The 22,864-nt window shown below is 44.0% G+C and carries 22 protein-coding genes; 7 read left to right on the forward strand and 15 right to left on the reverse strand.

From position 1 onward, the window contains the following. Positions 1–13 precede the first annotated feature (13 nt). A complete protein-coding gene (gene polA / locus FTV29_RS12025) occupies positions 14–2,776 on the forward strand; it encodes a DNA polymerase I (protein ID WP_159138727.1) in 2,763 nt (920 codons plus the stop codon). 304 nt (positions 2,777–3,080) lie between these two features. Here the strand turns inward: polA and FTV29_RS12030 are convergent, their stop codons facing one another. The 5 genes from FTV29_RS12030 to ppx are packed head-to-tail and all read right to left on the reverse strand — an operon-like array spanning position 3,081 to position 8,200. Continuing rightward, positions 3,081–3,650, reverse strand: a complete 570-nt coding sequence (locus FTV29_RS12030; RefSeq protein WP_005095820.1) for a YggT family protein — start codon at positions 3,648–3,650, stop codon at positions 3,081–3,083. 19 nt (positions 3,651–3,669) lie between these two features. Then, complete coding sequence (gene proC / locus FTV29_RS12035) at positions 3,670–4,509, reverse strand: pyrroline-5-carboxylate reductase (protein WP_005095818.1); 840 nt, start codon at positions 4,507–4,509, stop codon at positions 3,670–3,672. A gap of 2 nt (positions 4,510–4,511) precedes the next feature. Further along, entirely contained in the window at positions 4,512–5,888 is a 1,377-nt protein-coding gene (tilS, locus tag FTV29_RS12040; protein ID WP_180075551.1) for a tRNA lysidine(34) synthetase TilS, read from the reverse strand. Next, positions 5,825–6,649: an acetyl-CoA carboxylase carboxyltransferase subunit alpha gene (locus FTV29_RS12045; protein ID WP_005095813.1), complete on the reverse strand. Its 825-nt coding sequence runs from the start codon at positions 6,647–6,649 to the stop codon at positions 5,825–5,827. The genes tilS and FTV29_RS12045 overlap by 64 nt, the downstream gene beginning before the upstream one ends. A 30-nt stretch (positions 6,650–6,679) precedes the next feature. After that, on the reverse strand, positions 6,680–8,200 hold the full coding sequence (gene ppx, locus FTV29_RS12050; RefSeq protein ID WP_005095810.1) for an exopolyphosphatase: 1,521 nt from the start codon (positions 8,198–8,200) through the stop codon (positions 6,680–6,682). Between the two features lie 259 nt (positions 8,201–8,459). Here ppx and trxA point away from each other — a divergent pair, with 259 nt between their 5' ends. From trxA to FTV29_RS12065, 3 genes are all read left to right on the forward strand, one after another. Further along, positions 8,460–8,786 carry a thioredoxin gene (gene trxA, locus FTV29_RS12055; protein WP_004278266.1) on the forward strand — a complete coding sequence of 109 codons (327 nt, stop codon included), beginning with the start codon at positions 8,460–8,462 and terminating at the stop codon, positions 8,784–8,786. 322 nt (positions 8,787–9,108) lie between these two features. After that, positions 9,109–10,377, forward strand: a complete 1,269-nt coding sequence (rho, locus tag FTV29_RS12060) for a transcription termination factor Rho (protein WP_005095808.1) — start codon at positions 9,109–9,111, stop codon at positions 10,375–10,377. 402 nt (positions 10,378–10,779) lie between these two features. Then, positions 10,780–11,067 (forward strand): hypothetical protein, encoded by a 288-nt coding sequence (locus tag FTV29_RS12065; RefSeq protein ID WP_004647530.1) that lies wholly within the window; start codon positions 10,780–10,782, stop codon positions 11,065–11,067. Between the two features lie 100 nt (positions 11,068–11,167). On the opposite strand, the gene FTV29_RS12070 is transcribed toward FTV29_RS12065, so the two are convergent. The 3 genes from FTV29_RS12070 to pheS form a co-directional block, all read right to left on the reverse strand. After that, on the reverse strand, positions 11,168–11,464 hold the full coding sequence (locus FTV29_RS12070; RefSeq protein WP_004783565.1) for an integration host factor subunit alpha: 297 nt from the start codon (positions 11,462–11,464) through the stop codon (positions 11,168–11,170). Then, positions 11,461–13,842: a phenylalanine--tRNA ligase subunit beta gene (pheT, locus tag FTV29_RS12075; protein WP_159138725.1), complete on the reverse strand. Its 2,382-nt coding sequence runs from the start codon at positions 13,840–13,842 to the stop codon at positions 11,461–11,463. Before pheT ends, FTV29_RS12070 begins: the two co-directional genes overlap by 4 nt. 136 nt (positions 13,843–13,978) lie before the next feature. Then, entirely contained in the window at positions 13,979–14,959 is a 981-nt protein-coding gene (gene pheS / locus FTV29_RS12080; RefSeq protein WP_159138724.1) for a phenylalanine--tRNA ligase subunit alpha, read from the reverse strand. A gap of 158 nt (positions 14,960–15,117) precedes the next feature. Between pheS and FTV29_RS12085 the strand changes: the two genes are divergently transcribed. Beyond that, on the forward strand, positions 15,118–16,140 hold the full coding sequence (locus FTV29_RS12085; protein ID WP_159138723.1) for a hypothetical protein: 1,023 nt from the start codon (positions 15,118–15,120) through the stop codon (positions 16,138–16,140). A gap of 455 nt (positions 16,141–16,595) precedes the next feature. Here the strand turns inward: FTV29_RS12085 and rplT are convergent, their stop codons facing one another. The 5 genes from rplT to FTV29_RS12110 all read right to left on the reverse strand — a co-directional run bounded on the left by rplT (position 16,596) and on the right by FTV29_RS12110 (position 18,773). Continuing rightward, the gene (gene rplT / locus FTV29_RS12090; RefSeq protein WP_005095799.1) at positions 16,596–16,955 is read right to left on the reverse strand and encodes a 50S ribosomal protein L20; all 360 of its coding nucleotides are present in this window, start codon (positions 16,953–16,955) and stop codon (positions 16,596–16,598) included. A gap of 11 nt (positions 16,956–16,966) precedes the next feature. Then, positions 16,967–17,161 (reverse strand): 50S ribosomal protein L35, encoded by a 195-nt coding sequence (gene rpmI / locus FTV29_RS12095; protein WP_004278281.1) that lies wholly within the window; start codon positions 17,159–17,161, stop codon positions 16,967–16,969. Positions 17,162–17,357: 196 nt separating this feature from the next. Continuing rightward, positions 17,358–17,780: a YqaA family protein gene (locus tag FTV29_RS12100; protein ID WP_159138722.1), complete on the reverse strand. Its 423-nt coding sequence runs from the start codon at positions 17,778–17,780 to the stop codon at positions 17,358–17,360. Between the two features lie 7 nt (positions 17,781–17,787). Continuing rightward, on the reverse strand, positions 17,788–18,078 hold the full coding sequence (locus tag FTV29_RS12105; RefSeq protein WP_005095794.1) for a hypothetical protein: 291 nt from the start codon (positions 18,076–18,078) through the stop codon (positions 17,788–17,790). Between the two features lie 74 nt (positions 18,079–18,152). After that, the gene (locus FTV29_RS12110) at positions 18,153–18,773 is read right to left on the reverse strand and encodes a glutathione binding-like protein (RefSeq protein ID WP_005095793.1); all 621 of its coding nucleotides are present in this window, start codon (positions 18,771–18,773) and stop codon (positions 18,153–18,155) included. Positions 18,774–19,054: 281 nt separating this feature from the next. On the opposite strand from FTV29_RS12110, the gene FTV29_RS12115 reads away from it, so the two are divergent. Beyond that, on the forward strand, positions 19,055–19,510 hold the full coding sequence (locus tag FTV29_RS12115) for an Hsp20 family protein (RefSeq protein WP_005095791.1): 456 nt from the start codon (positions 19,055–19,057) through the stop codon (positions 19,508–19,510). Positions 19,511–19,613: 103 nt separating this feature from the next. After that, entirely contained in the window at positions 19,614–20,165 is a 552-nt protein-coding gene (locus tag FTV29_RS12120) for a hypothetical protein (RefSeq protein ID WP_074384065.1), read from the forward strand. Positions 20,166–20,208: 43 nt separating this feature from the next. Here the strand turns inward: FTV29_RS12120 and infC are convergent, their stop codons facing one another. After that, on the reverse strand, positions 20,209–20,706 hold the full coding sequence (infC, locus tag FTV29_RS12125; protein WP_004647518.1) for a translation initiation factor IF-3: 498 nt from the start codon (positions 20,704–20,706) through the stop codon (positions 20,209–20,211). Positions 20,707–20,765: 59 nt separating this feature from the next. Then, positions 20,766–22,688, reverse strand: coding sequence for a threonine--tRNA ligase (gene thrS, locus FTV29_RS12130; protein ID WP_005095787.1), 1,923 nt, complete (start codon positions 22,686–22,688; stop codon positions 20,766–20,768). Positions 22,689–22,864: the final 176 nt, after the last annotated feature.

Raw genomic sequence — 22,864 nt, forward strand, 5'->3', positions numbered from 1 at the left:
AGGAATTGATTACATGCCACCATTTGTCTTGGTCGATGGCTCTTACTTTTTATTTCGTGCCTTTCACGCACTGCCACCATTAACCACGTCAACCGGTTTACATACCAATGCAATTCGTGGTGCGATTTCTGCTATTCAAAAACTGATGCGTCGGATCCAACCGACCCATATGGCGGTGATTTTCGATACGCCAGAACCGACGTTCCGGCATGAGCTTTCACCGATTTATAAAGGTGACCGCCCGAGCATGCCGACGGAATTATCCGAACAGATTCCTTATTTGCATGCCTTGATTCGTGCGCTGGGTATTCCCCTGCATACCTTACCGGGTGCCGAAGCCGATGACATTATCGGGACATTGGCCAAACGTGCCGAAGCCCTGGGACATCAGGTGCTGATTTCGACTGGTGATAAAGATATGGCGCAATTGGTCACAGACAAAGTGACCCTGGAAGACAGCTTTAAAGAAAAGCCGCTGGATGTCGATGGCGTGTTTGAAAAGTTTGGCGTATGGCCAAATCAGATTATTGATTACCTGACCCTGATGGGCGATGCTTCTGATGGCATCATGGGCGTGCCAGGTGTCGGTGCCAAAACTGCGGCAAAACTGCTGACCGAATATGGTTCGATTGGCGGCATTTTGGAAAATGTCGACAAGATCAAAGGCAAAGTCGGTCAAAATATTAAAGAGCATGTGGATGGCATTGCACTGGACCATCAACTGGCCAGTATTGTGATCGATCTGGATCTTAACTTTGGTTATGACAATTTAAAACTGGGTGAGCCGAATGTCGAGACCTTACGTCATTTGTACACCGAGCTGGAATTTCGTAATCAGCTACAATCCTTAGATCACCCAAACAACCCGAATCATTCAAATTATAAACAGGCGGCAAGATCCATTACCGCCAAACCGGCAACTCTGCCAGACACCACAGAAGATCATGCTTCTGTGACCAGTGGCGATGATCAGCTGGGTCAAGCGACCTATCATAGCGTGTTAAGCCAGCAGGACTGGGACAAGCTGTTTGCGCGCTTAAGTAGCGAAAAACGTTTTGCCTTTGATACTGAAACCACCAGTCTGGATTATCGTATCGCGCAGATTGTCGGCTTCTCGGTCGCCTTTGATGCCAACGATGCCTACTATGTTCCTTTGGCCCATGATTATGAAGGCGCACCGGAACAGCTCAATCGTGAAGTCATCTTGGCACAGATCAAGCCGATTCTGGAAGATGACAGCGTACAGAAGATTGGTCATCATCTGAAATATGATGCGCATGTACTGGAAAACCATGGCATTCATTTGGCAGGCTGGTATTTTGATACCATGCTGGCATCGTATGTGCTGAATTCTGTGGCAACCCGTCATGGTATGGATGATGTGGCGCGTCTGTATTTGAGCCATCTGACCACGACCTATGAACAAGTTGCCGGTAAAGGAGCCAAACAGAAAACCTTTAACCAGATTCCGCTGGAAACCGCCGCACATTATGCTGCTGAAGATGCTCATGTCACTTATCGTCTTTATGAAGTTTTGGATGAAAAACTCAAAGTCCATCCTGAATTAAGTCAGCTTTTGCATCGCATTGAAATGCCGGTGGCACGTGTATTAACGAAAATGGAAGAAAATGGCATTCAGTTAGATGTGCATTTCCTTGACCAGCTCAGTGAAGAATTTGCACAAACCATTCAGAATCTGGAAAACCAGATTATTGAATTAGCAGGCCAAAGTTTTAATGTCAGCTCACCAAAACAAGTCGGTGAAATTTTGTTTGATAAGCTGGGCCTCAAAGGCGGCAAGAAAACCTCGACTGGCCAATACAGCACCAGTGAAAGTATTTTAGAAAAACTGGATCATCCGATTGCCGCATTGATTTTGGAATATCGTGGCCTGTCTAAACTGAAAAGCACCTATACTGATGGTTTATGCAAACAGGCCAATAATGACAGTGGCCGCGTACACACCAGTTATCATCAAGCACTGACTGCAACGGGTCGTCTATCTTCAACAGATCCAAATTTACAAAATATTCCCATTCGCGAAAAAATTGGCCGTCAAATTCGTAAAGCTTTTGTAGCACCGAAAGGTCGTGTGCTGCTCGCTGCCGATTATTCACAAATTGAATTACGCCTCATGGCGCATTTTTCCCAAGACGAAGCCTTGGTACATGCCTTTAATCACGGTCAGGACGTGCATCGTCGTACTGCAGCAGAAGTTTTGGGCATCGCTTTTGAAGAGGTGACAAATGATCAACGTCGCCAAGCCAAAGCCGTGAACTTTGGTCTGCTCTATGGCATGTCTGAATTCGGTCTAACCCGTCAGTTGGGCTTTACTCGTCAAGAGTCACAAGAATACATTAAACAGTATTTCCATCGTTATCCGGGGATTTATGAATATATGCAACGCACCCGTCAGGTGGCACTCGATCAAGGTTTTGTCGAAACCGTTTCTGGTCGTCGTTTATATACACCGGATATTGATGCTCGTAATATGATGGTGCGCAAAGCAGCAGAACGTGCTGCAATTAATGCTCCGCTACAGGGTTCGGCTGCAGATATCATTAAAATGGCAATGATTGAAGTCGACAAGATGTTGCCAAAAGATCAGGCCAAAATGCTGTTGCAAGTCCACGATGAACTGGTGTTTGAAGTCGATGAAGCTATTGCCGATGAATTGGCACCGAAACTGGCTGAAGTCATGCAATCGGTATTGCAGATTTCTGTACCGTTGCTGGTTGAAGTCGGTAAAGGTAAAAACTGGGATGAGGCGCATTAATGCGCCTTTAAGCCCCTTCCTCCCTATAGGAGATGAGGCATATATTCGGCAAGGGGATGCAGGTTGGTTTTAACCCCCTCTCCCCCTTGCGCAGCAATGCTTCTCATCCCAAAGGAAGAGAAAATTTCATTTACTTATTCCTATGCCTTTCTTGAAGTCCATAATTTTGAGTTGGAAGATGTAAGGTAAAGCCCCTCTTTGAAAAAGAGGGGTTTGGGGAAATTTAAACCCCTCCCAACCTCCCTTTAGAAAAGGGAGGCGCAAATAAAAAGGACGCCTCAGCGTCCTTTTTATTTGAATCCGATTAAAGTCCGGTCAACAATACAATTGCCACCTGATTCATGATCATTTCAATGATGATCAAGGTTAAAATAGCAAAAATTGGAGAGAGATCGATCATCCCCATATTTGGCATAATCTTACGGAAAGGTGCCAGCAATGGTTCAGCCAACTCCTGAACCACTTCAATATACGGTGAACGAGACTGGGTAAACATCACCACCCAACTTAAGATAATCGTAGCGAAAATCAAATAACGACAGAAACGGATCAAGTCCTGCATCATGGTGACAAAGGTCAAAATCAGTAAATGCACAGGACCATTCGGCATGCCACCAGAGAGATACATCATGCCGAAAATTTTCAGCAAATACAGTACCACCAATAATGCCAAAGCGGCAGTATTGACACGGCCTTTGGCCAAAGTTGGGAAAATTCGACCAAACACATCTACAATTTTAGTGGCTTTTACAGTCGAAAGAACCACGGGATTGTAGGGGCTGACAGCAGCCAATTGCATTAAAAATCGGAAGAATACGAGCAAAATCGCGACGTTAATGATAATGCCAAAAATTAGCGCAGAATTTGCACCCATACTTGAACGTTCCTAAAAATTAAACTGAAGATTTGCTGCTTTCACTGAGCTCTTGTGCCAGTTCTTGACTGCGTTTTTGTGCAGCGGCAAGTGCGGCCTGAATATTTTGAGAAATCTGGGCGCGATCGAAGACTTCAAGGGCTGCCTGTGTCGTTCCATTTGGAGAGGTCACATTTTTACGCAGCTCGGCTGGGGTGTTCGAACTGGTGATCGCCATTTGTGCCGCACCTAAAGCCGTTTGCAAGGTCAGCGCCGTAGCCACTTTTTCATCCAGCCCTAAATTTTTGCCCGCACGAATCATACTTTCCATCATATAGAAAAAGTAAGCCGGCCCCGAACCCGATACAGCAGTCACCGCATCAATTTGCGCTTCTGAATTCACCCAAATGGTCAAGCCCGTAGAGGCTAAAACCTGACTGGCCAAATCACGGTCACTATTTTCTACATCTTCATGGGCGTATAGACCATGCGCCCCGGTTTGTACCAAGGCTGGCGTATTCGGCATGACCCGTACAATACGCGCTGTCCCCAATAAGCTTGCCAATGTCGCTATTTCCGCACCGGCAACAATGGAAATAATCAGCTTATCATTGACCAGACCTTTTAAAGGCTGTAACACTTGTGCCAAAACTTGAGGCTTTACCGCAAACACCACAATATCTGCATCCTGAATTGCAGCGCTATTATCATCGGTCACATTGATTTCTTTTTCCGCAAGTAAGGCACGGACTTGTTCGACCGGATCAGAAACTGTAATACGTGTTGTTGGCAAACCACGCGAAATCAGGCCGCCAATTAAGGCTTGGGCCATATTACCGCCACCAATAAAACTAATATTACAATTTAAAGCTGCACTCATGTTTAATGCTCGTTGTTGAGTTCTAAAGTTGAAGAAACCGAAATCGGCAGCCATCCCCCTGCTTCACAATATGCAGATTGGGCCAACCAAAATCCTTTAGGGGTAAACACGCCTAGCATAACATTATCTGTGCTTAATATTTGAATAGTATGCCGAACCCAAGGAAATATTTGCGCTTCCTGAATGGCTTTTTTCAGCGGCCAGGCGCCAACACGACCATAGAGATGGATCTTTTCACCCCCCTGACGCTGCTGCAAGTATAAGGGCTGCTGCAATAATGCTGTGGATAAACCCACCTTTGCAGATTCAATGACATATTTTCCGGACAAGACCTGCACATGATCTTTTAACGCAATTTTCAAGGTTTTTAGGCCAGTTTGAAGCTGTTGCTGCTCGGCCAAATAAACCTCTTCTGTCAAACGATATAGTTGCTGCTGATAGCGTACATAGTAATAATCTTTCCAGTGTAAGGCCGCCTGCGCATCGGGTTTGGCATGAATTACCTCGCGTTGCAGACGCTCGACCATATCTAAAGAGGGACGATACTGCGCTTCGCCTTTCATCCAGGCGGAGAGTAATTGACGTTGCCGTGATCTTGAAAGTTGTAGAAGTTTAGACAAATCAAGTTGCGTATCGGTTCCACACGCCTGTACATCTTGTTGTAGCACTTCTTGCAAAATTTGCTGGGCATCTTGCATCAGTTCACTGGTGCGTACCAGCGCAGACTGCATTTTCGGATAACGTTCACTCAAAACTGGCCAAAGGGTCTGGCGTGCCCAGGCCCGGTCATAATGGGTATCAGCATTGCTCGGATCTTCAATATTTTGAATATTTAAGTGTTTTGCCCATTGGCAAATCTGCTCACGGGAAATATCCAGCAGTGGCCGCCAAATGGTGAGATTTTCACGTACATCAACCTGTTTCATGGCCGCCAAACCATCCACGCCAGCACCAGACAATAAACGTAGCATTAGGGTTTCTGCCTGATCCTGTTGATGATGCGCCAACACCAAAATTTCATCGACCTGTAAATGTTGCAGATAGGCTTGATAACGTGAATGACGCGCTTGCTGTTCCAGATTGCCATTTTCGACCTGAACCGGCTGGATGATGCAGGGAATATTCAGTCGCTGGCATCGATCTGCCACGAACTTGCCCCAATCTGCACTAAGAACTTGTAATTGATGATCGACATAAATCGCCCGAACTTTTTCCGGGCATAAAAAAAACATCAGATGCAGTAGCAGCATAGAATCCACGCCGCCACTGCACCCGATGAGAAATTTTGTCTCTGCAGGAAAGCCCTGCAGCTGTTTTAAGAAACCAGACCTAAATTGTCGCTGCCAAACTTCATTAAACGTTGGTAACGTGCTTCGCATCGTGCTTGCGCTTCCATTGGTTGCAGTTCATTCAAAGCTTCTTTCAACACTGCTTTCAAGCTGTTCATGACATGATCCGGATTTAAATGAGCGCCCTCACCTTCATCCACCACATATTCTACAATGCCCATTTTCTGCAATTTTTCTGCAGTCAGCGCCAAGGCTTCACTGGCCTGTTCGGCTTTTTCGGCAGTTTTCCAAAGAATCGATGCACAGCCTTCAGGTGAAATCACTGAATAGATACTGTGAGACAGCATCACCACACGGTCTGCCACACCAATACCCAGTGCGCCACCTGAACCGCCTTCACCGAGTACAGTTGCAATCACCGGTACTTTCAAATTAGAAAGCTGCGCCAGACTGGTGGCAATGGCTTCTGCCTGACCACGTTCTTCTGCACCAACACCCGGATAAGCACCCATGGTATCAATAAAAGTGAAGACTGGCAGATTAAAACGTTCAGCCATGTCTAACAGACGCTGCGCCTTACGATAACCCTCAGGATTACTCATGCCAAAATTGTGCTGTAATTTTTCACGGGTACTACGACCACGATGCTGACCGACGATCATCACCGGTTGACCATCAAAACGCGCCAGACCACCAATCATCGCACCATCATCACCATATAGGCGGTCACCATGTAAAGCATCAAATTCAGTGAATATTTCACCCACATAGTCCAGAAATTGTGGACGTTCCGGATGACGTGCAATCTGCACTGTCGCCCATGCTTTTGATGGAGTCGCTTTATTTTTCATAGGTTAACCGTTTTCATCCCTATAAAGGTATTAATTAACAAACTGTTCGGATTGAATCGAGAGTTCAATCTCCCAATTTTTAAATTGCTGCTGTTCATCATGCAGTTCAGCCACCAGCAATGGCCATTGTTTGGCATCACCAGACACGCTGAGCTGCCATTGTTGCGCATTTTCAACCTTGAGTTCAATGGCAGGAAGCATCTCATCACTACGACTGTGATTGACCAAAACCGACAGACGAAGCAGCAAACATAACCATAAAAGTTTCGATCCACCGACTTTCATCACATCATGCTTGGCATCAACGCGCAATTTGCGGCGATGGTGTGCGACCAAATGTGACAAATGATTTTGGTCGACTTGTGAGAAACCGGCAATATCCGAGTGTTGTAATAAATAGGCACCATGACGATGATAACCACTATGGCTGATCGCCAAACCAATCTCATGCAGATAGGCAGCACGACGTAACAGATCGCTATCCTCTATCGTCAGGCCCAGTTCATGTTCCACGTCATTAAACAGTTTTTGTGCAGTCTGGACCACACGCTCGGCCTGTTTGGCATCGGCATTATAACGACCAATCAGGGCATGTACGGAACGATCACGGATATCTTCATGCTTGAAACGGCCCAGCAAGTCATACATCACGCCTTCACGCAGCGCACCATCCGAATAAACCAGATGATTAATTCCGAGCACATCAAATACAGCATAGAGAATGGCAATCCCAGCCGGCAATACCGCGCGGCGGTCTTCTTTGAGACCTTCGAATTCCATATCCGAGACATATTTATATTTGAGCAGTTTGTCTTTGAGTTTTTCCAGGCCTTCACGAGTGAGCTGTTCTTTGTCATTGCTCCAGCCCATATTGATACAAATCTGACGACAGGCCTTGATCGTGCCACTGGAACCGACCACCGCATCCCAGCCAGCTTCTTTATAGGTATTGGCAATTCCGGAGATTTCTTTACGCGCCGCAGTAACCGCTTTATCAAAAGCTTTGGCACTGATCTCACCATCCTGAAAATAAGCCTTGGTAAAGGCGACACAGCCCATCTGCACCGATTCAGTATGAATCGGCTCGAACTCTTCACCAATAATCAGCTCAGTCGAACCGCCACCGATGTCAACCACCAGACGACGACCACTGTTGGCCATGGTATGCGAAACCCCGAGATAAATCAGACGGGCTTCTTCACGGCCGGCAATAATTTCGATTGGCTTGGGTAGAATTTCTGCAGCTTTTTGAATAAATTCATGCCCATTTTTGGCTTGACGCAAGGCATTGGTCGCCACAATCCGTAAACGATTTGGCTGAACTGCACCTAAACGTCCGACAAAACGTGCCAGACAGGCCAAACCCCGTTGCTGTGCAGCTTCGGTTAAATTTTTATTTTCATCGAGTCCGGCGGCAAGCTGAACTTTTTCTGACATTGATGCCACTTTTTTAACTTCGCCATGATCTACACGTGCGATGGCCAAATGAAAGCTATTTGATCCCATATCGATGGCGGCAAGTAATTCTTCATCAATCAAAAAGTCAGACATTCCGGAAATAAACCTTTAACGAATTGTGCTTAGAGTAATTCACATGCATGCAATTTAAAAGCCATTTGTAGCGACAATTTGATGCATGATTCTTTTTATATCGGGAACAATAGTAGGACACGATCATCACTATCGTGATCATCCATTAGACAAAATAACATTAAGCATTGAAAATTTACAGATTCCCCTACATTGTTAAAGATGGCTATGTAATACTAATAATTAGTTATCTTTAAAATATTAATCTGGAGCACATTCCATGTCTGGCAACATCGTAAACACTACTGACGCAAACTTCGAAGCAGACGTTCTTCAATCAGACGTACCTGTACTGGTCGACTTCTGGGCGGGCTGGTGTGCACCATGTAAAGCAATTGCACCCGTACTAGAAGTGCTTGCTGATGAATACCAGGGCAAAGTTAAAATCGTGAAAGTTGACGTAACTTCTTGCGAACAAACTGCCGTAAATTTCAACATCCGTAATATCCCGGCTTTGTTGATGTTCAAAAATGGTGAAGTTGTTGCAACTCAAGTGGGTGCTGCGCCAAAATCTAAACTGACTGCGTTTATTGATGACAATATCTAAGCCCAGCATTTTCAGTAAAAAATACGCGACTGACAATCGCGTATTTTTTTCGGCTATAAATTGACAAAGCCGACATTTTCTCTTATATTTGCTACTCAAGAGATAAAGGATCTTAAATCCTGCCAATTTCTTACAAGACACATTACATAAGATGCCGCTCGGCAATAGAAATTGTTTTTCACATTTTTCTTTGAAACACTCAAACAGATCTCTGAATTGTTCTTTTGCAAATTCAATTGCTTTCGTTTGAATGCTTGTATGCGGCCGAATCTTACTCCCTTTCTAACCTGTACCTCAGAACTTTGATTCTATCTGACCACCTATGAATTTAACCGAACTCAAGAAAAAACCGATTGGCGAACTCATCAAGATTGCCGAGTTTATGGGCCTTGAAGGTATGGCGCGTAACCGTAAGCAAGACATTATTTTTGCCATCTTAAAACGTCATGCAATGAATGGCGAAGAGATTTTTGGTGATGGCGTTCTAGAAATTTTGTCAGATGGTTTTGGCTTTTTACGCTCAGCCGCAGGTTCTTATTTAGCAGGCCCTGACGATATCTATGTCAGTCCTTCTCAAATTCGTCGTTTTAACCTACGTACTGGCGACACCATTACTGGCACTATTCGTCCACCAAAAGAAGGCGAACGTTATTTTGCCTTACTTAAAGTTAATCAGATTAACTACGACACCCCTGAAAATTCACGTAATAAAATCTTATTCGAAAACTTGACCCCATTGTTCCCGACTGAACAGCTGGTGATGGAACTCGGTAATGGTACCACTGAAGATTTAACCACACGTGTGATCGACTTGGTGGCACCGATTGGTAAAGGTCAACGTTCAATCATTGTGGCACCGCCAAAAGCCGGTAAAACCATGTTGCTGCAAAGTATTGCGCAATCGATTGTTCGTAATAACCCAGAAGCTATTCTGATTGTGCTTCTCATTGATGAACGTCCAGAAGAAGTCACCGAAATGGAACGTACCGTTCGCGGTGAAGTGGTTGCGTCGACCTTTGATGAATCACCTGCACGTCATGTTCAAGTCGCTGAAATGGTGATTGAAAAAGCCAAACGTCTGGTTGAGCACAAAAAAGATGTGGTGATTCTACTGGATTCGATTACCCGTCTGGCACGTGCGTATAACACGGTGATTCCTTCATCAGGCAAGGTTTTGACCGGTGGTGTAGATGCGCATGCATTAGAACGTCCTAAACGTTTCTTCGGTGCTGCACGTAATATTGAAGAAGGTGGTTCACTCACCATTATCTCTACTGCCCTGATTGAAACAGGCAGCAAGATGGATGAAGTGATCTACGAAGAATTCAAAGGTACAGGCAACCAGGAAATTACTCTGGATCGCCGTATTGCTGAAAAACGTGTCTTCCCTGCGATGAATATCAAGAAATCTGGTACTCGCCGTGAAGAACGCCTGATGTCAGAAGACAATCTGCGCAAAGTCTGGATTCTGCGTAAGCTGCTGCATACTCAAGATGAATTGGCAGCGATGGAGTTCTTACTGGATCGTATGAAAGAAACCAAGACCAATGATGACTTCTTTGATCAGATGAAACGCAAAGCCTCGAATTAAAATTTCAAATGAAAGGTCACCTAAGCGGTGGCCTTTTTTTAGGTTGACATAAATTACACAATGAAACAATCGAGCCTCATTTATGTAAACTTATTTTTAAGTTTTTGATTAATAAAATAATCAAATTAAAAATTGTATAACTTTTAAAAACTTAACAAGCCTTTCTCCAATCTAAATGTTTCATTCCATTGTTATTTTCTGTTAAAAACTTATGATTTTTTAGCATTTTTCAGTACTTTTTTGAGTCTTGCTAGTAGCAATTAAAAAGGCGCAGTGATAGCATATTTGCAGACCAGTTAGACTGCTCCTGCGTTGTTAGTCCCTAACACAATTAGGAACAATAAAAGCACTTAACAGACTAACTTAGGTTTTTTTTAATCTCAATTTTTAGAGAGTGATGCCATGTTATTCAAAAAAATCGCTATTGCTGCTGCAGTTGCTACTACTCTAGCTTTCGTTGGTTGTGCTAAAAAAGCTGACGACGCTGCTGCTGACGCTAACCAAGCTGCATCTGAAGCTGTAGAAGCTGCTTCTGAAGCTGAAGCTGCTGCTGACGCTGCTGCTGTAGAAGCTACTTCTGAAGTTGCTGCTTCTGAAACTGCTGCTGTTGCTGAAGCTGACGCTGCTGCTGCTGTTGCTGTTGACGCTGCTGCTGACGCTACTGCTGCTTCTGAAGCTGCTGCTCAATAATCTTTTAGATTATTCAGTATAAAAAAAGAGAGCCTTGGGCTCTCTTTTTTTATTTTAAAAACTGAAATTTAGAAAAATAACAGAATTTAAAAAAAGCAGATCAGTTGATCTGCTCATTTCCCACACGTTGACGGAACTTCTGTCCCGCACGGAAGGTCACCACACGGCGTGCAGAAATCGGAATTTCTTCACCCGTTTTAGGATTACGGCCTGGACGTTGACGCTTATCACGCAACTCGAAGTTACCAAAACCCGAAAGTTTTACTTGTTCGCCTGAGATCAGCGCTTGGCTGATCTCATCGAAAAACAACTCAACCATTTGTTTTGCTTCACGACGGTTTAAACTCGTGAGCTCACTTAAATGATCAGCCATTTCTGCTTTAGTTAGTGCTGTCATGAAGCCCTCAATGTCGCTTGGTAAGTGTTTTCTAACACTTGAAGGATATTATCCATACCTGATTTAATTTCAGCATCTTCCAGTGTACGGCTTGGATGCTGCCAGAGAAGTGCAAATGCCAGTGAGCGTTTCCCTTCTTCTACTCCTTGTCCAGTGTACACATCGAATAACCACGTCGAGTCTAAAAGCTCCCCACCTGTTTTTTCGATAAGTCCCTGAATTTCGCTAACATTAATCTTATCACTAATTAAAAGCGCAATATCACGTCGAACCGATGGAAAACGTGATAATTCTGTAAAATTAGATACATAAGTTTGCAAAACAGCCGTTTGATCCAATTCTGCCACCCAAGTCGTTGCCAGATCAAGCTCGTCTTCCAGAGAAGGATGTAGACGCCCTAGGTAACCAATTGATTGACCATTCACGAGAATTTCTGCGGATTGACCTGGGTGTAACCAGCTACGCTCTGAACGTACATATTCCACTTTGACACGGCCGGCAGCCAGAATTTCTTCTACATCACCTTTAAAGTCAAAGAAGTCCATTGCAGCAGGTTTAGCATGCCAAGATTCAACATGACGTGAACCGGTTGCAATCAGCGCAAAGGTTGGAATCTGTTTTAAATCATGAATGCTGCTGGCTTCCTGATAGTCAAAACGTAAACCCAGTTCAAAGAAGCGTACACGGCTTTGCTGACGGTTAACATTGTACTGAACACAAGGGATCAGACTAGACAATAAGGTAGAACGCATGACAGCCAAATCACTTGAAATTGGATTTGCTAATGCTAATGGATTCACACCGGAATTAAGTTGCTTTTCAAGCTTCAAGTCAGCGAAGCTAAAACTGATCGCCTCTTGATAGCCTAAAGTCACCGCCGTTTGACGTAATTGACCCAGTTCAAACTGATCCTGGTATTTCGCCAACTTCACATCAATCACAGGCAGACTGATTTGAATGTTGTCATAGCCATGAATACGTGCAACTTCTTCAATCAAGTCCTGATAAATCGCCATATCATAACGATGTGATGGCGGAACTACAGACCATTCGCCTTCTGCTTTTACCGTCACCGTGCAACCAAGGCGTGTCAATGCATCAGTAATAAAGTCGCTTTCAACTTTATAACCTAATAACTGATCGACTTGAGCTTGGTTTAATTCAATCGCATCACGTTTTGGCAAAAGTTCAGCTTTTTCCGCCACGGTGATTGGTCCGAATTCACCGCCAGCCAGCTCAGAAATAAGCTGAGATGCACGGTGCATTGCAATTAATGGCAATTCAAAGTCCACACCACGTTCATAACGTTGTGAGGCATCCGTATGTAAACCAAAGCTACGGGCACGACCGGCAATATGTAATGGCGCGAAGAAAGCAGATTCCAGGAAAATTTCAGTGGTTGCATCACTGACTGCTGAAGACAGGCCACCCATGATACCGGCAATCGCCAATGCTTTTTCGTCATCCGCAATCACCATCACGTTGTCAGAAAGCTCAACGTCTTGCTCGTTTAAAAGCACAAGTTTTTCGTCCGCAGTGGCTTGACGTACATGGACTGCGCCTTGCACTTTAGCAGCATCAAATGCATGTAGCGGTTGACCCAGCTCCATCAAGACATAGTTGGTAATATCGACCAGAATACTGTGCTGACGAATACCTGAACGTGCTAATGCGCGTTCCATCCATACAGGAGTCGCTGCCTTGGTATTGACGTTTTTGATCACACGACCTAAGTAACGTGGACAGCCTTCAGTGCTGACTACAACCTGCTTTTCATCAGCAATGGTTGCAGTCACTTCTTTAATTTCAGGCGCAGTCACTGGCAATTGGTTAATCACACCAATTTCACGTGCGATCCCGCGAATGCTGAAACAGTCACCACGGTTCGGCGTGATACTGATGTCAATCACATTGTCATCAAGATCCAGATATTCACGAATGTTGACACCCACAGCTGCGTCGTCTGGTAGCTCTAACAGACCGTCAATTTTATCTTCGAGATCAATCTCAGAAGCGCCGCACAGCATCCCTTGAGACTCAATACCACGTAGCTTGCCTTTCTTGATTTTGAAATCATCCGGCAATACCGCACCAATGGTTGCTACAGGCGCTTTCATACCTACACGTACGTTTGGCGCGCCACATACGATTTGCAAAGGCTCAGCTGTACCGATATTCACAGTGGTCACACGTAAACGGTCTGCATCTGGATGTTGTTCTACTGTCAGAACTTCACCAACCACTACGCCTGTAAATGCTTTTGCTGCAGGAGCAAGTTCATCAACTTCAAGACCCAACATGGTCAATTGATCAGAAAGCTTGTCGCTATCGATGGCTGGGTTGACCCATGTGCGTAGCCAATTTTCGCTAATTTTCATTGATATAAAACCTGTAATTCAAATCTCTAGAATCCCCCTCTGACTCCCCCTTTTCTAAGGGGGAGAACCCCATTTATTTCGTGGAGTCCCTCTCCTTTCTTAAAGGAGAGGTTAGGAGAGGATTAAATAAAAAGTTTTAAGCAAACTGGCGTAAGAAACGCACATCATTCTGGAAGAACATACGTAAGTCGTTCACACCGTAGCGCAACATCGCAAAACGTTCTACGCCCAGTCCGAAAGCAAAGCCTTTGTATTTCTCAGGGTCAATGCCGGCAGCTTGTAGCACATTTGGATGCACCATACCGCAGCCCAAAACTTCTAACCAGCGACCGCGTTCATCCATGATATCCACTTCAGCACTCGGCTCAGTGAACGGGAAATAAGATGGACGGAAGCGTACTTTCAAATCTTTTTCGAAGAATTCATTCAGCAGGTTAATCAACAAACCTTTCAGTTCTGCGAAGCTGGTATTTTCAGCCACATACAAACCTTCGATCTGATGGAACATTGGCGAATGGGTTTGATCCGAGTCACAACGATAGACACGGCCCGGACACACGATCTGGATCGGTGGCTGTTGTGTTTCCATGGTACGGATCTGTACACCAGACGTATGCGTACGTAGCAAATGATTTACATCGAAGTAAAAGGTGTCATGCATGGCACGCGCCGGGTGATGCCCCGGAATATTCAGCGCTTCAAAGTTATGATAGTCATCTTCAACTTCAGGACCAGTGGCCACCGTAAAACCGGCTTTGGTAAAGAACTGACAAATACGCTCTTGTACCTGGGTTACAGGGTGGATACTGCCCACCTGTTGACCACGACCGGGCAAGCTAATATCAATGGTTTCGCTTGCCAATTTTTGTTCTAACGCCGCTTTATGCAGTTCAGCTTGACGTGATGTTAATGCAGCGGTAATGGCTTCACGCACAGCATGGATTTGTGCACCGAAGACTTTACGTTGTTCAGGATCCATTTTACCAAGCGACTTAGATTGTTCCGCGAGCTGGCTTTTTTTCCCCGTAAATTGCACTCGTACTTGATCAAGTGCAGCAAGGTCTTCTGCTGCTGCAATCGCAGCGAGCGCTTCAGTGGTCAGGGCTTCCAGTGACATAGTAACTCTCAAAGCAACAGGTTAAAAAATATTTTAAAACCCCACATTCTAACAGTTTTTAGACACTTTGATGAAGATACGTTTTAAGGAAAATTAGATTGGCATGATTAAATATAAAAAGTATAAGATAAACACAATATCAATCAGATCAAATCACTATGGCACTCGATCAAATTTGGAAACAGCAGCTGACCTTGGTCACTTATGGCAATGAGTATCTGACTCAGGACCTGAGTTTCAATCGTTGGATTCAACATTCCATTTTTAATCAGCATCAGTTTGCCTTCCGGGATCTGATGTCACAGCACCTATTGGCCCAGCATTTTCAGATTTGGCTGGAAGGACTGAAAAAACAAGGGGTTCGCCGACTGAGCTTGCATCGCTCGGATTTACTGGTTGATGAAAAAAATCCGAATGCCAATGTCGAGCTGCTACCTCTGGCGCATTTTATCGTCAGCCATGGTGCCAAAGCCAAAACTGCCTGGATTATTGGCAAAGAATTGCCGGAATGGTATAGCGCGGACAATGATTACGAAGCGCCTAAATCGCAGCAGTCCCCTTTACGTCATGAAACATTCTGGTGTTATGAGCTGAATCCCAAACTGGCCAAGCGTATTGACACAGATCTGGAAGCACCGAACTGGGACGATATCCAGGCTTATACCAATTATGAGTTATTTGAAAGCAGCCTAGCTCAAGATTTTATAGAACCGGCGTATACCAATCTTCCATACTACGGCACGATACCGGCAATTCAGGCAGATACAGAAAGTCATTTGGCCCTGATTCCGACCGACTATTCAGCTGATTATGCGCATCAGACTTTATACCGGCTAGATGCCTTAAATGAGTTTATTCAAACTAAAATTCAACATCCCTATACGTCAGATGGTGAAGTCCTGAGCCCAGATCAGCAGCTCAATTTACGCCACTTTTCACAAAAAATTGATGATTTAAGTGCCAAATTCATTAGCAAAGTTGCCAACCACTATAAAACTGCACAGCTCACCCCAAAAGTTGCGCCTGACCCATTTGTGGGTATGAGTACCGAACACCGTTCGCCCAAAATATCTAAAGCGGAAAAACCTCAAGATCCTGGCAAATCTAATTCTGCAAATGTACTGACCTTGATTGTGATTACCGTGATTATCTGTCTGATTGGCTACTATCTTGGTCTTTAAGATTTCAGCAAGAAAATATTAACTTCTTGGAGAAAACTTAGCCGAATCCAGTGGATATATTGATATTCGACAGCAGAGATGAGCTTGAAATAATGCTGTCGGTTTTCGCGATGAGTTTTGATCATTCATCAAACAATTGAATTTCAACTCAACCAGGGTTTGATATTTTTTCGATTATTTGAATTTAACCGCAATTATTTTTTACTCAGCGCTCGAGATAATGCTCTTTTTATTGCTCAGTAAAGATGGAAATAAAAGGTTAAATTCAAGCAGATTACAGTATTAGTTTCAGCCCATTTTTCTGAAATAGTATCGGTGTCGTTATTCGCAAACTTAACTTTTTTTAGTCTGATCGATGGGCGACCATATTTCACGAAAATCGCGCATTAGCTATTTCCCATTTTTCAGGCAAAAAAAGACCGCCAAATGGCGGTCTTTTTTCAAGTCATAAAGACTTATGCAGCCAACGCATCTTTTGCTTTTTGAGCAATCGCAGCAAACGCAACTGCGTCATGCATAGCGATGTCAGCAAGAACGCGACGGTCAATGATTACTTGAGCTTTTTTCAAGCCAGAAATCATGCGGCTGTATGACAAACCGTTTTGACGTGCACCAGCATTGATACGTGCAATCCACAAAGCGCGGAATTGACGTTTCTTCTGACGACGGTCACGGTATGCATATTGACCAGCTTTGATTACCGCCTGGAACGCTACGCGGTAAACGCGTGAACGAGCACCATAGTAACCTTTAGCGCGAGCAAGAATTTTTTTGTGACGGCGATGAGCCTGTACACCACGTTTTACACGAGCCATTTATAATCTCCTTAGATGTACGGGCACATACGACGAACTGAAGCAACGTCACTTACGTGAACCATTACACAGCCGCGCAATTGACGAATACGCTTAGCAGATTTTTTGGTCAAAATGTGGCGTTTGAACGCTTGTTTACGCTTAAAACCGTTAGCAGTCGCTTTAAAGCGTTTAGCTGCACCACGGCGAGTTTTCATCTTAGGCATAACAACCTCTTTTGAACACCTGTTCGGCTCGTTTGCACCATTACAAAACGACCTGCAGGTAAGGGAGCGAGTATTCTAAAGCATCTTTGTTTAAAACAAAAGCATCTTCATCCAATAAGCGAATTTAAACAGGATGGTTTTATGATTTCACTTTAAAAATAGTGCGCAAAACAGAATCAGAAAAATCGCTTCAGGTTTAGAACAGGGCAAAAGCCGCATAAATAAACAGATAACGTCCAATTTTCGCCAGGCTGACAATGAACAAAAATCGGGCAAAGTTTTCTTTCAGTAGTCCTGCAATTAAAGTAATGGGATCTCCAATAATAGGCACCCAGCTCAGCAGCAAAGACCAATAGCCATATTTCTGATATATCATTTGTGCCTTGAGCATCTTGTCTTCTGACACCGGAAACCATTTTTTATTTTTATAATGCTCGATTTTGAGCCCCAGATACCAGTTGACACAGGAACCCAGAATATTCCCCAGACTGGCCACCGCAATTAACAGTGCCACACTATGGCTTGCCTGTACCAAAAGACCAAGCAGCACAGCTTCAGACTGTAAAGGCAGTAATGTCGCTGCACCGAAGGCTGATAGAAAGAGCAGAAACAGGCTCATGCCAGTATTAATGGCTTAAACGCAGTTTTTTCTTGGCTTTGCTATATTCCCAGCTGGACCACAGTACTGCTGCCACCATTGCCATGATCCGTCCCCATTTATACTGCTGAGTAATGGGTTCAATCGCTGCACGCAAAATCTGCTGATCTTTGGTATTGAGAGCAGCAATTACCTGATCAATATGTACAATTTCAGCAATATAAAGCACTAAACATGCAGCAATACCGAAGAGAATACTCCAGTAAATTCGGGTATTGCTTTCAACAATCTTGGTAAAATTCAGAAGAAAATCGTTCATATATCCATCCAATAAAAAACCACCTTAAGGGTGGCTTTATTTATTTAAGGCTATTTTAGCATAAAGGCTGCAGCTTAACTGACCTGTATGGCGAGCGCTTTCTGAACTGCAGGACGTGCATTCAAGCGATCGATATATTTAGCCACTTCAGGATAATCTGCCAGGTTAATCTGCTGCCAGTCGTGTCGCAACAACCACGGGAATATCGCCATATCGGCAATCGAGTATTCACCAGCCACATAATCCTGCCCGACCAGCTGCTTGTTTAGCACGCCATACAGACGTTTGCTTTCATTGACATAACGCTCGGTGGCATAGGCGATACGCTCAGGCGCAAAACGGCTAAAGTGATGATTTTGCCCAAGCATCGGGCCTAGTCCACCCATTTGCCACATCAGCCATTGTTCTACCTGAATACGTTTGATTTCATCTGTCGGATAGAACATGCCGGTTTTACGACCTAAATACTGCAAAATCGCACCCGATTCAAAGATTGAAATCGGCTGGCCATCTGGCCCTTCCTGATCGACAATCGCCGGAATTTTATTGTTAGGAGAAATAGCCAGAAAGTCAGACTGGAACTGGTCATTTTCCAGAATATTAATCGGAAAAATTTGATACTTCAGCCCCATTTCTTCCAAAGCAATGCTAATTTTATGGCCGTTGGGGGTGCCCCAATAATATAAATCGATCATTTTTTTAATACTCCCTGCACTTTATCTATGCCATGATGCATTCAACATAGAGGATTCAGCCAGAAACAACAAGCCTGTATTTCAAAAATATTTTTATATAAATATCATTATCTTAATAAAAATTCATGTATTTTTTTATTTTTTATCTTGAAAATTTTTACAGCAGACACATATTTATTTGTGCATAAGGATTGCGTCAATCTTATGTACTGTCGATGTCTGACATGACAGATCTTATTTTCTTGTTTTTATAACTTTGCTTAATCGAGAAGGTTCTAATCATGAGCAACTTAAATCTTCATCCTCTGTTTCGTCGTAGTATCGGTTTTGATCGCTTGAATGACTTTATTGACTATGCCATGCAAAGTGATGCGCCGAATTATCCCCCGTATAATATCGAAAAGCATGGCGAAAATAATTATCGGATTGTGGTCGCAACTGCGGGTTTCCGTCAAGAAGAACTCGACATTCGTCTGGAAAATAAGTTACTGACCATTTTAGGTAAGCCTGAAAACCAGAGCAATGACCATACCGAATTCTTGCACAAAGGCATTGCACGACGTACATTTAAATTGTCTTTGCGTCTGGATGAATATATTGAAGTACAACAGGCAGATTATGAAAATGGTCTATTGATCATTGACTTGCAACGTATCATTCCAGAAGAGAAATTGCCGCGCCAAATTCCGATTGGCAATAAACTGCTGATCGAAAATGATGAAAAATCAGTTGAATAAGCTGGATTTGACTTAAAAGAAGGGCCCAAAAGGGCCTTTCTTTTTGACTCCAGATTCTCTAAGCTCATTAAAATAATACGCTTTATGATCATAAAAATAAGCTATGAACGCGTCAGAAAAAATCCTGTTTCATCAGAGTAGTCCGATCATGCGCGCTATCGGATATTTACTACTCTGTTATCCGGTTGGCATATTCAGCATTTTTTATTTAAGCAGTCTGCGTAGCAATTCCAGCTTTCTGCAAGGATTGTTATTTTTATGGCAGGAGTCGCCTGGCTTTTATGTTTATATCGGCGGCTTTCTTGGTCTTTCGCTGCTCATGCTGGGAACCAAACTAAAAATAACGTCTCAGGCAATTTATTATACTTTGGCCGGTTTCCGGATCAGCCTCTGCTTAAAACGACACTCGGTACACTATAGCTTTCTGAATCCGCGATACGATTCTCTCAAAGCCCATCTCAAGCGCTGGCTGAGTAGAACTCCAGCGCATCTCATCAGTCAACGCGATGGCACGCTAGATTTTAGATTATGCCAGCCTGATCTGATCAATCAAATCTGTCTCGGATTTTTCCGGATTCAATTGTCAATGTTTTCCCGGCAACAGGCTCAACAGATTATGCAGGCCATACAAACTGCCTGGAATTTTAGGGCATAAAAAAAGCCCTGCATCTGCAGGGCTTTTTTCGCTTCATGAGTGCTTACTTTTTCTTTTTAGGACCAAGCAGCATACCCATTTGACGGCCTTCCATTTTCGGCATCTGTTCAACAGTACCGAATTCAGCCACGTCAGCTTCAATTTTTTGCAATTGAGCCAGACCCAACTGTTGGTGCGCCATTTCACGGCCACGGAAACGAAGGGTGATTTTCACCTTGTTACCTTCTTCAAGGAACTTGATGATTGCACGTAGTTTTACGTTGTAATCACCAACATCAGTACCCGGGCGTAGCTTGATTTCTTTCACCTGGACTTGATGTTGTTTTTTCTTCGCTTCTTTCTGCTTTTGCTTAAGATCAAACAAATGCTTGTTGAAGTCCATGATCTTACATACTGGTGGCTCAGCATTGGCTACGATCTCGACAAGATCAAGTTCCACACTTTCTGCTGCGCGCAGGGCTTCAGCTAAGCTTACAATCCCTTTTTGCTCACCATTTTCGTCTACAAGACGGACTTCTTTCGCACGAATTTCATCATTCAAGGCAGGACGGTTTGATTTGTTACCGCCCTGTTGATTACGGTCAGGCTGTTTAATCGCTGTTACTCCACAATGTACCGGCCGCGTTCGGCAACGGCTGCTTTTACTAGGTCAACGAAAGCATCGATTGACATAGTACCCAAATTTTTTCCTGAGCGGGTACGGACGTTTACTGTACCTTCTTCAACTTCCCGGTCCCCAAGTACCAGTAAGTAAGGAATACGCTCTAATGTGCGTTCACGAATCTTAAAGCCGATTTTCTCATTTCTCAAGTCAGAAATTGCACGAATACCGTTTTCTTTAAGTTTTGCGACAACTGACTCACATGCTTCTGCCTGAGAATCGGTAATATTCATCACACACGCTTGCATCGGCGCCAACCAAGGTGGCATGAAACCTGCGTAGTGTTCAATCAGTATACCAATAAAACGTTCAAAACTGCCAAGAATTGCACGATGTAACATTACTGGCTGATCGCGGTCGTTATCTTCTGTGACATAAGACGCATCTAAACGTTCTGGCAAGTTAAAGTCACACTGAATGGTACCACACTGCCAGACACGCCCCAGACAGTCTTTCAGAGAAAATTCAATCTTCGGACCATAAAATGCACCCTCGCCCGGCTGAAGCTCCCATTCAAGACCCGCAGCATCTAAAGCATCCGCCAAAGATTTTTCAGCCATATCCCAAAGTTTGTCATCACCGACACGTTTTTCAGGACGCGTTGATAATTTCATTTGTACTTCTTCGAAGCCAAAATCTTTGTATACGTCGAGTGTCAATTTGATAAAGTCTGCAACTTCAGGCCCGATCTGTTCTTTGGTACAGAAGATATGCGCATCATCTTGGGTAAAGCCACGTACACGCATAATGCCGTGTAAAGAACCTGATGGCTCGTTACGGTGACATGAACCAAATTCTGCCAGACGTACCGGAAGATCACGGTATGATTTTAAACCCTGGTTGAACACTTGTACGTGACAAGGACAGTTCATTGGTTTAACCGCGTAGTTACGGTTTTCAGAATGCGTGGTGAACATGTTGTCTGCATAGTTGGCAGCATGTCCTGATTTTTCCCACAGCGTGAAATCAACCACTTGCGGGGTACGGATTTCTTCATAGCCGTTGTCTTGCTGAACTTTACGCATGTATTGTTCAAGTACCTGGTAAATGGTCCAGCCGTTCGGATGCCAGAACACCATACCCGGTGCTTCTTCTTGCATATGGAACAAATCAAGCGCTTTACCAATTTTACGGTGATCGCGTTTTTCTGCTTCTTCAATACGTTTTACATAAGCTGCAAGCTGTTTCTTGTCTGCCCACGCTGTACCATAAATACGTTGTAACTGTTCGTTTTTCGCATCACCGCGCCAGTAAGCACCAGAGATTTTAGTCAGCTTGAACGATTTTAAGAATTTGGTATTTGGTACGTGCGGACCACGGCACATATCCAAGTAATCTTGATGGTAGTACAAGCCCATTTGTGTTTCTTCAGGCATGTCGTTGATCAAGCGTAATTTGTATTCTTCGCCACGCGCTGTGAATTCTGCAATCACTTCGTCACGCGGGGTCATTTTTTTCACAACATCATAGTCTTGATCGATGAGCTTTTTCATACGCTCTTCGATGGCTGCCATGTCGTCTAATGTGAATGGACGTGGCATCCAGATGTCATAGTAGAAACCTTCTTCAATGACCGGACCAATGACCATCTTTGCTTCTGGGAACAGTTGCTTAACCGCATGACCCACCAAATGCGCGCAAGAGTGACGAATAATTTCGACACCGGCTTCGTCTTTAGGCGTAATAATTTGTAAGGTTGCATCTTCAGTGATGAGATCAGACGCATCCACTAAACGGTCGTTTACACGACCAGCAACGGTATTTTTTGCAAGACCAGGACCAATGCTGAGTGCAACGTCCATCACAGATACGGCTTGATCAAACTGTTTTTGATCGCCATTTGGCAAAGTGATAATTGGCATAAGAAATCCTTAAGGAGTGATGCCCCGTACCATGGAGCATGTCACCGCGAGATTATGATCGAGGAAAACCTCAAAAGATAAAAACGGTGGATAAATAAAATCGATTCGAATTTTACACGGCTTGGCCGCATGATTAAACCTTTTCCCCAATAAAAATCAGATTTACTCCCAAATCT

It is taken from the genome of Acinetobacter sp. YH12254 (genome assembly GCF_013417415.1).
Lineage (GTDB): Bacteria > Pseudomonadota > Gammaproteobacteria > Pseudomonadales > Moraxellaceae > Acinetobacter > Acinetobacter pseudolwoffii.

Excerpts from the sequence above, each read along its gene's own strand:
- polA (WP_159138727.1), top strand. The coding sequence starts at position 14 with ATGCCACCATTTGTCTTGGTCGATGGCTCTTACTTTTTATTTCGTGCC.
- FTV29_RS12030 (WP_005095820.1), bottom strand. The coding sequence starts at position 3,650 with ATGGGTGCAAATTCTGCGCTAATTTTTGGCATTATCATTAACGTCGCG.
- proC (WP_005095818.1), bottom strand. The coding sequence starts at position 4,509 with ATGAGTGCAGCTTTAAATTGTAATATTAGTTTTATTGGTGGCGGTAAT.
- tilS (WP_180075551.1), bottom strand. The coding sequence starts at position 5,888 with ATGCGAAGCACGTTACCAACGTTTAATGAAGTTTGGCAGCGACAATTT.
- FTV29_RS12045 (WP_005095813.1), bottom strand. The coding sequence starts at position 6,649 with ATGAAAAATAAAGCGACTCCATCAAAAGCATGGGCGACAGTGCAGATT.
- ppx (WP_005095810.1), bottom strand. The coding sequence starts at position 8,200 with ATGTCTGACTTTTTGATTGATGAAGAATTACTTGCCGCCATCGATATG.
- trxA (WP_004278266.1), top strand. The coding sequence starts at position 8,460 with ATGTCTGGCAACATCGTAAACACTACTGACGCAAACTTCGAAGCAGAC.
- rho (WP_005095808.1), top strand. The coding sequence starts at position 9,109 with ATGAATTTAACCGAACTCAAGAAAAAACCGATTGGCGAACTCATCAAG.
- FTV29_RS12065 (WP_004647530.1), top strand. The coding sequence starts at position 10,780 with ATGTTATTCAAAAAAATCGCTATTGCTGCTGCAGTTGCTACTACTCTA.
- FTV29_RS12070 (WP_004783565.1), bottom strand. The coding sequence starts at position 11,464 with ATGACAGCACTAACTAAAGCAGAAATGGCTGATCATTTAAGTGAGCTC.
- pheT (WP_159138725.1), bottom strand. The coding sequence starts at position 13,842 with ATGAAAATTAGCGAAAATTGGCTACGCACATGGGTCAACCCAGCCATC.
- pheS (WP_159138724.1), bottom strand. The coding sequence starts at position 14,959 with ATGTCACTGGAAGCCCTGACCACTGAAGCGCTCGCTGCGATTGCAGCA.
- FTV29_RS12085 (WP_159138723.1), top strand. The coding sequence starts at position 15,118 with ATGGCACTCGATCAAATTTGGAAACAGCAGCTGACCTTGGTCACTTAT.
- rplT (WP_005095799.1), bottom strand. The coding sequence starts at position 16,955 with ATGGCTCGTGTAAAACGTGGTGTACAGGCTCATCGCCGTCACAAAAAA.
- rpmI (WP_004278281.1), bottom strand. The coding sequence starts at position 17,161 with ATGCCTAAGATGAAAACTCGCCGTGGTGCAGCTAAACGCTTTAAAGCG.
- FTV29_RS12100 (WP_159138722.1), bottom strand. The coding sequence starts at position 17,780 with ATGAGCCTGTTTCTGCTCTTTCTATCAGCCTTCGGTGCAGCGACATTA.
- FTV29_RS12105 (WP_005095794.1), bottom strand. The coding sequence starts at position 18,078 with ATGAACGATTTTCTTCTGAATTTTACCAAGATTGTTGAAAGCAATACC.
- FTV29_RS12110 (WP_005095793.1), bottom strand. The coding sequence starts at position 18,773 with ATGATCGATTTATATTATTGGGGCACCCCCAACGGCCATAAAATTAGC.
- FTV29_RS12115 (WP_005095791.1), top strand. The coding sequence starts at position 19,055 with ATGAGCAACTTAAATCTTCATCCTCTGTTTCGTCGTAGTATCGGTTTT.
- FTV29_RS12120 (WP_074384065.1), top strand. The coding sequence starts at position 19,614 with ATGAACGCGTCAGAAAAAATCCTGTTTCATCAGAGTAGTCCGATCATG.
- thrS (WP_005095787.1), bottom strand. The coding sequence starts at position 22,688 with ATGCCAATTATCACTTTGCCAAATGGCGATCAAAAACAGTTTGATCAA.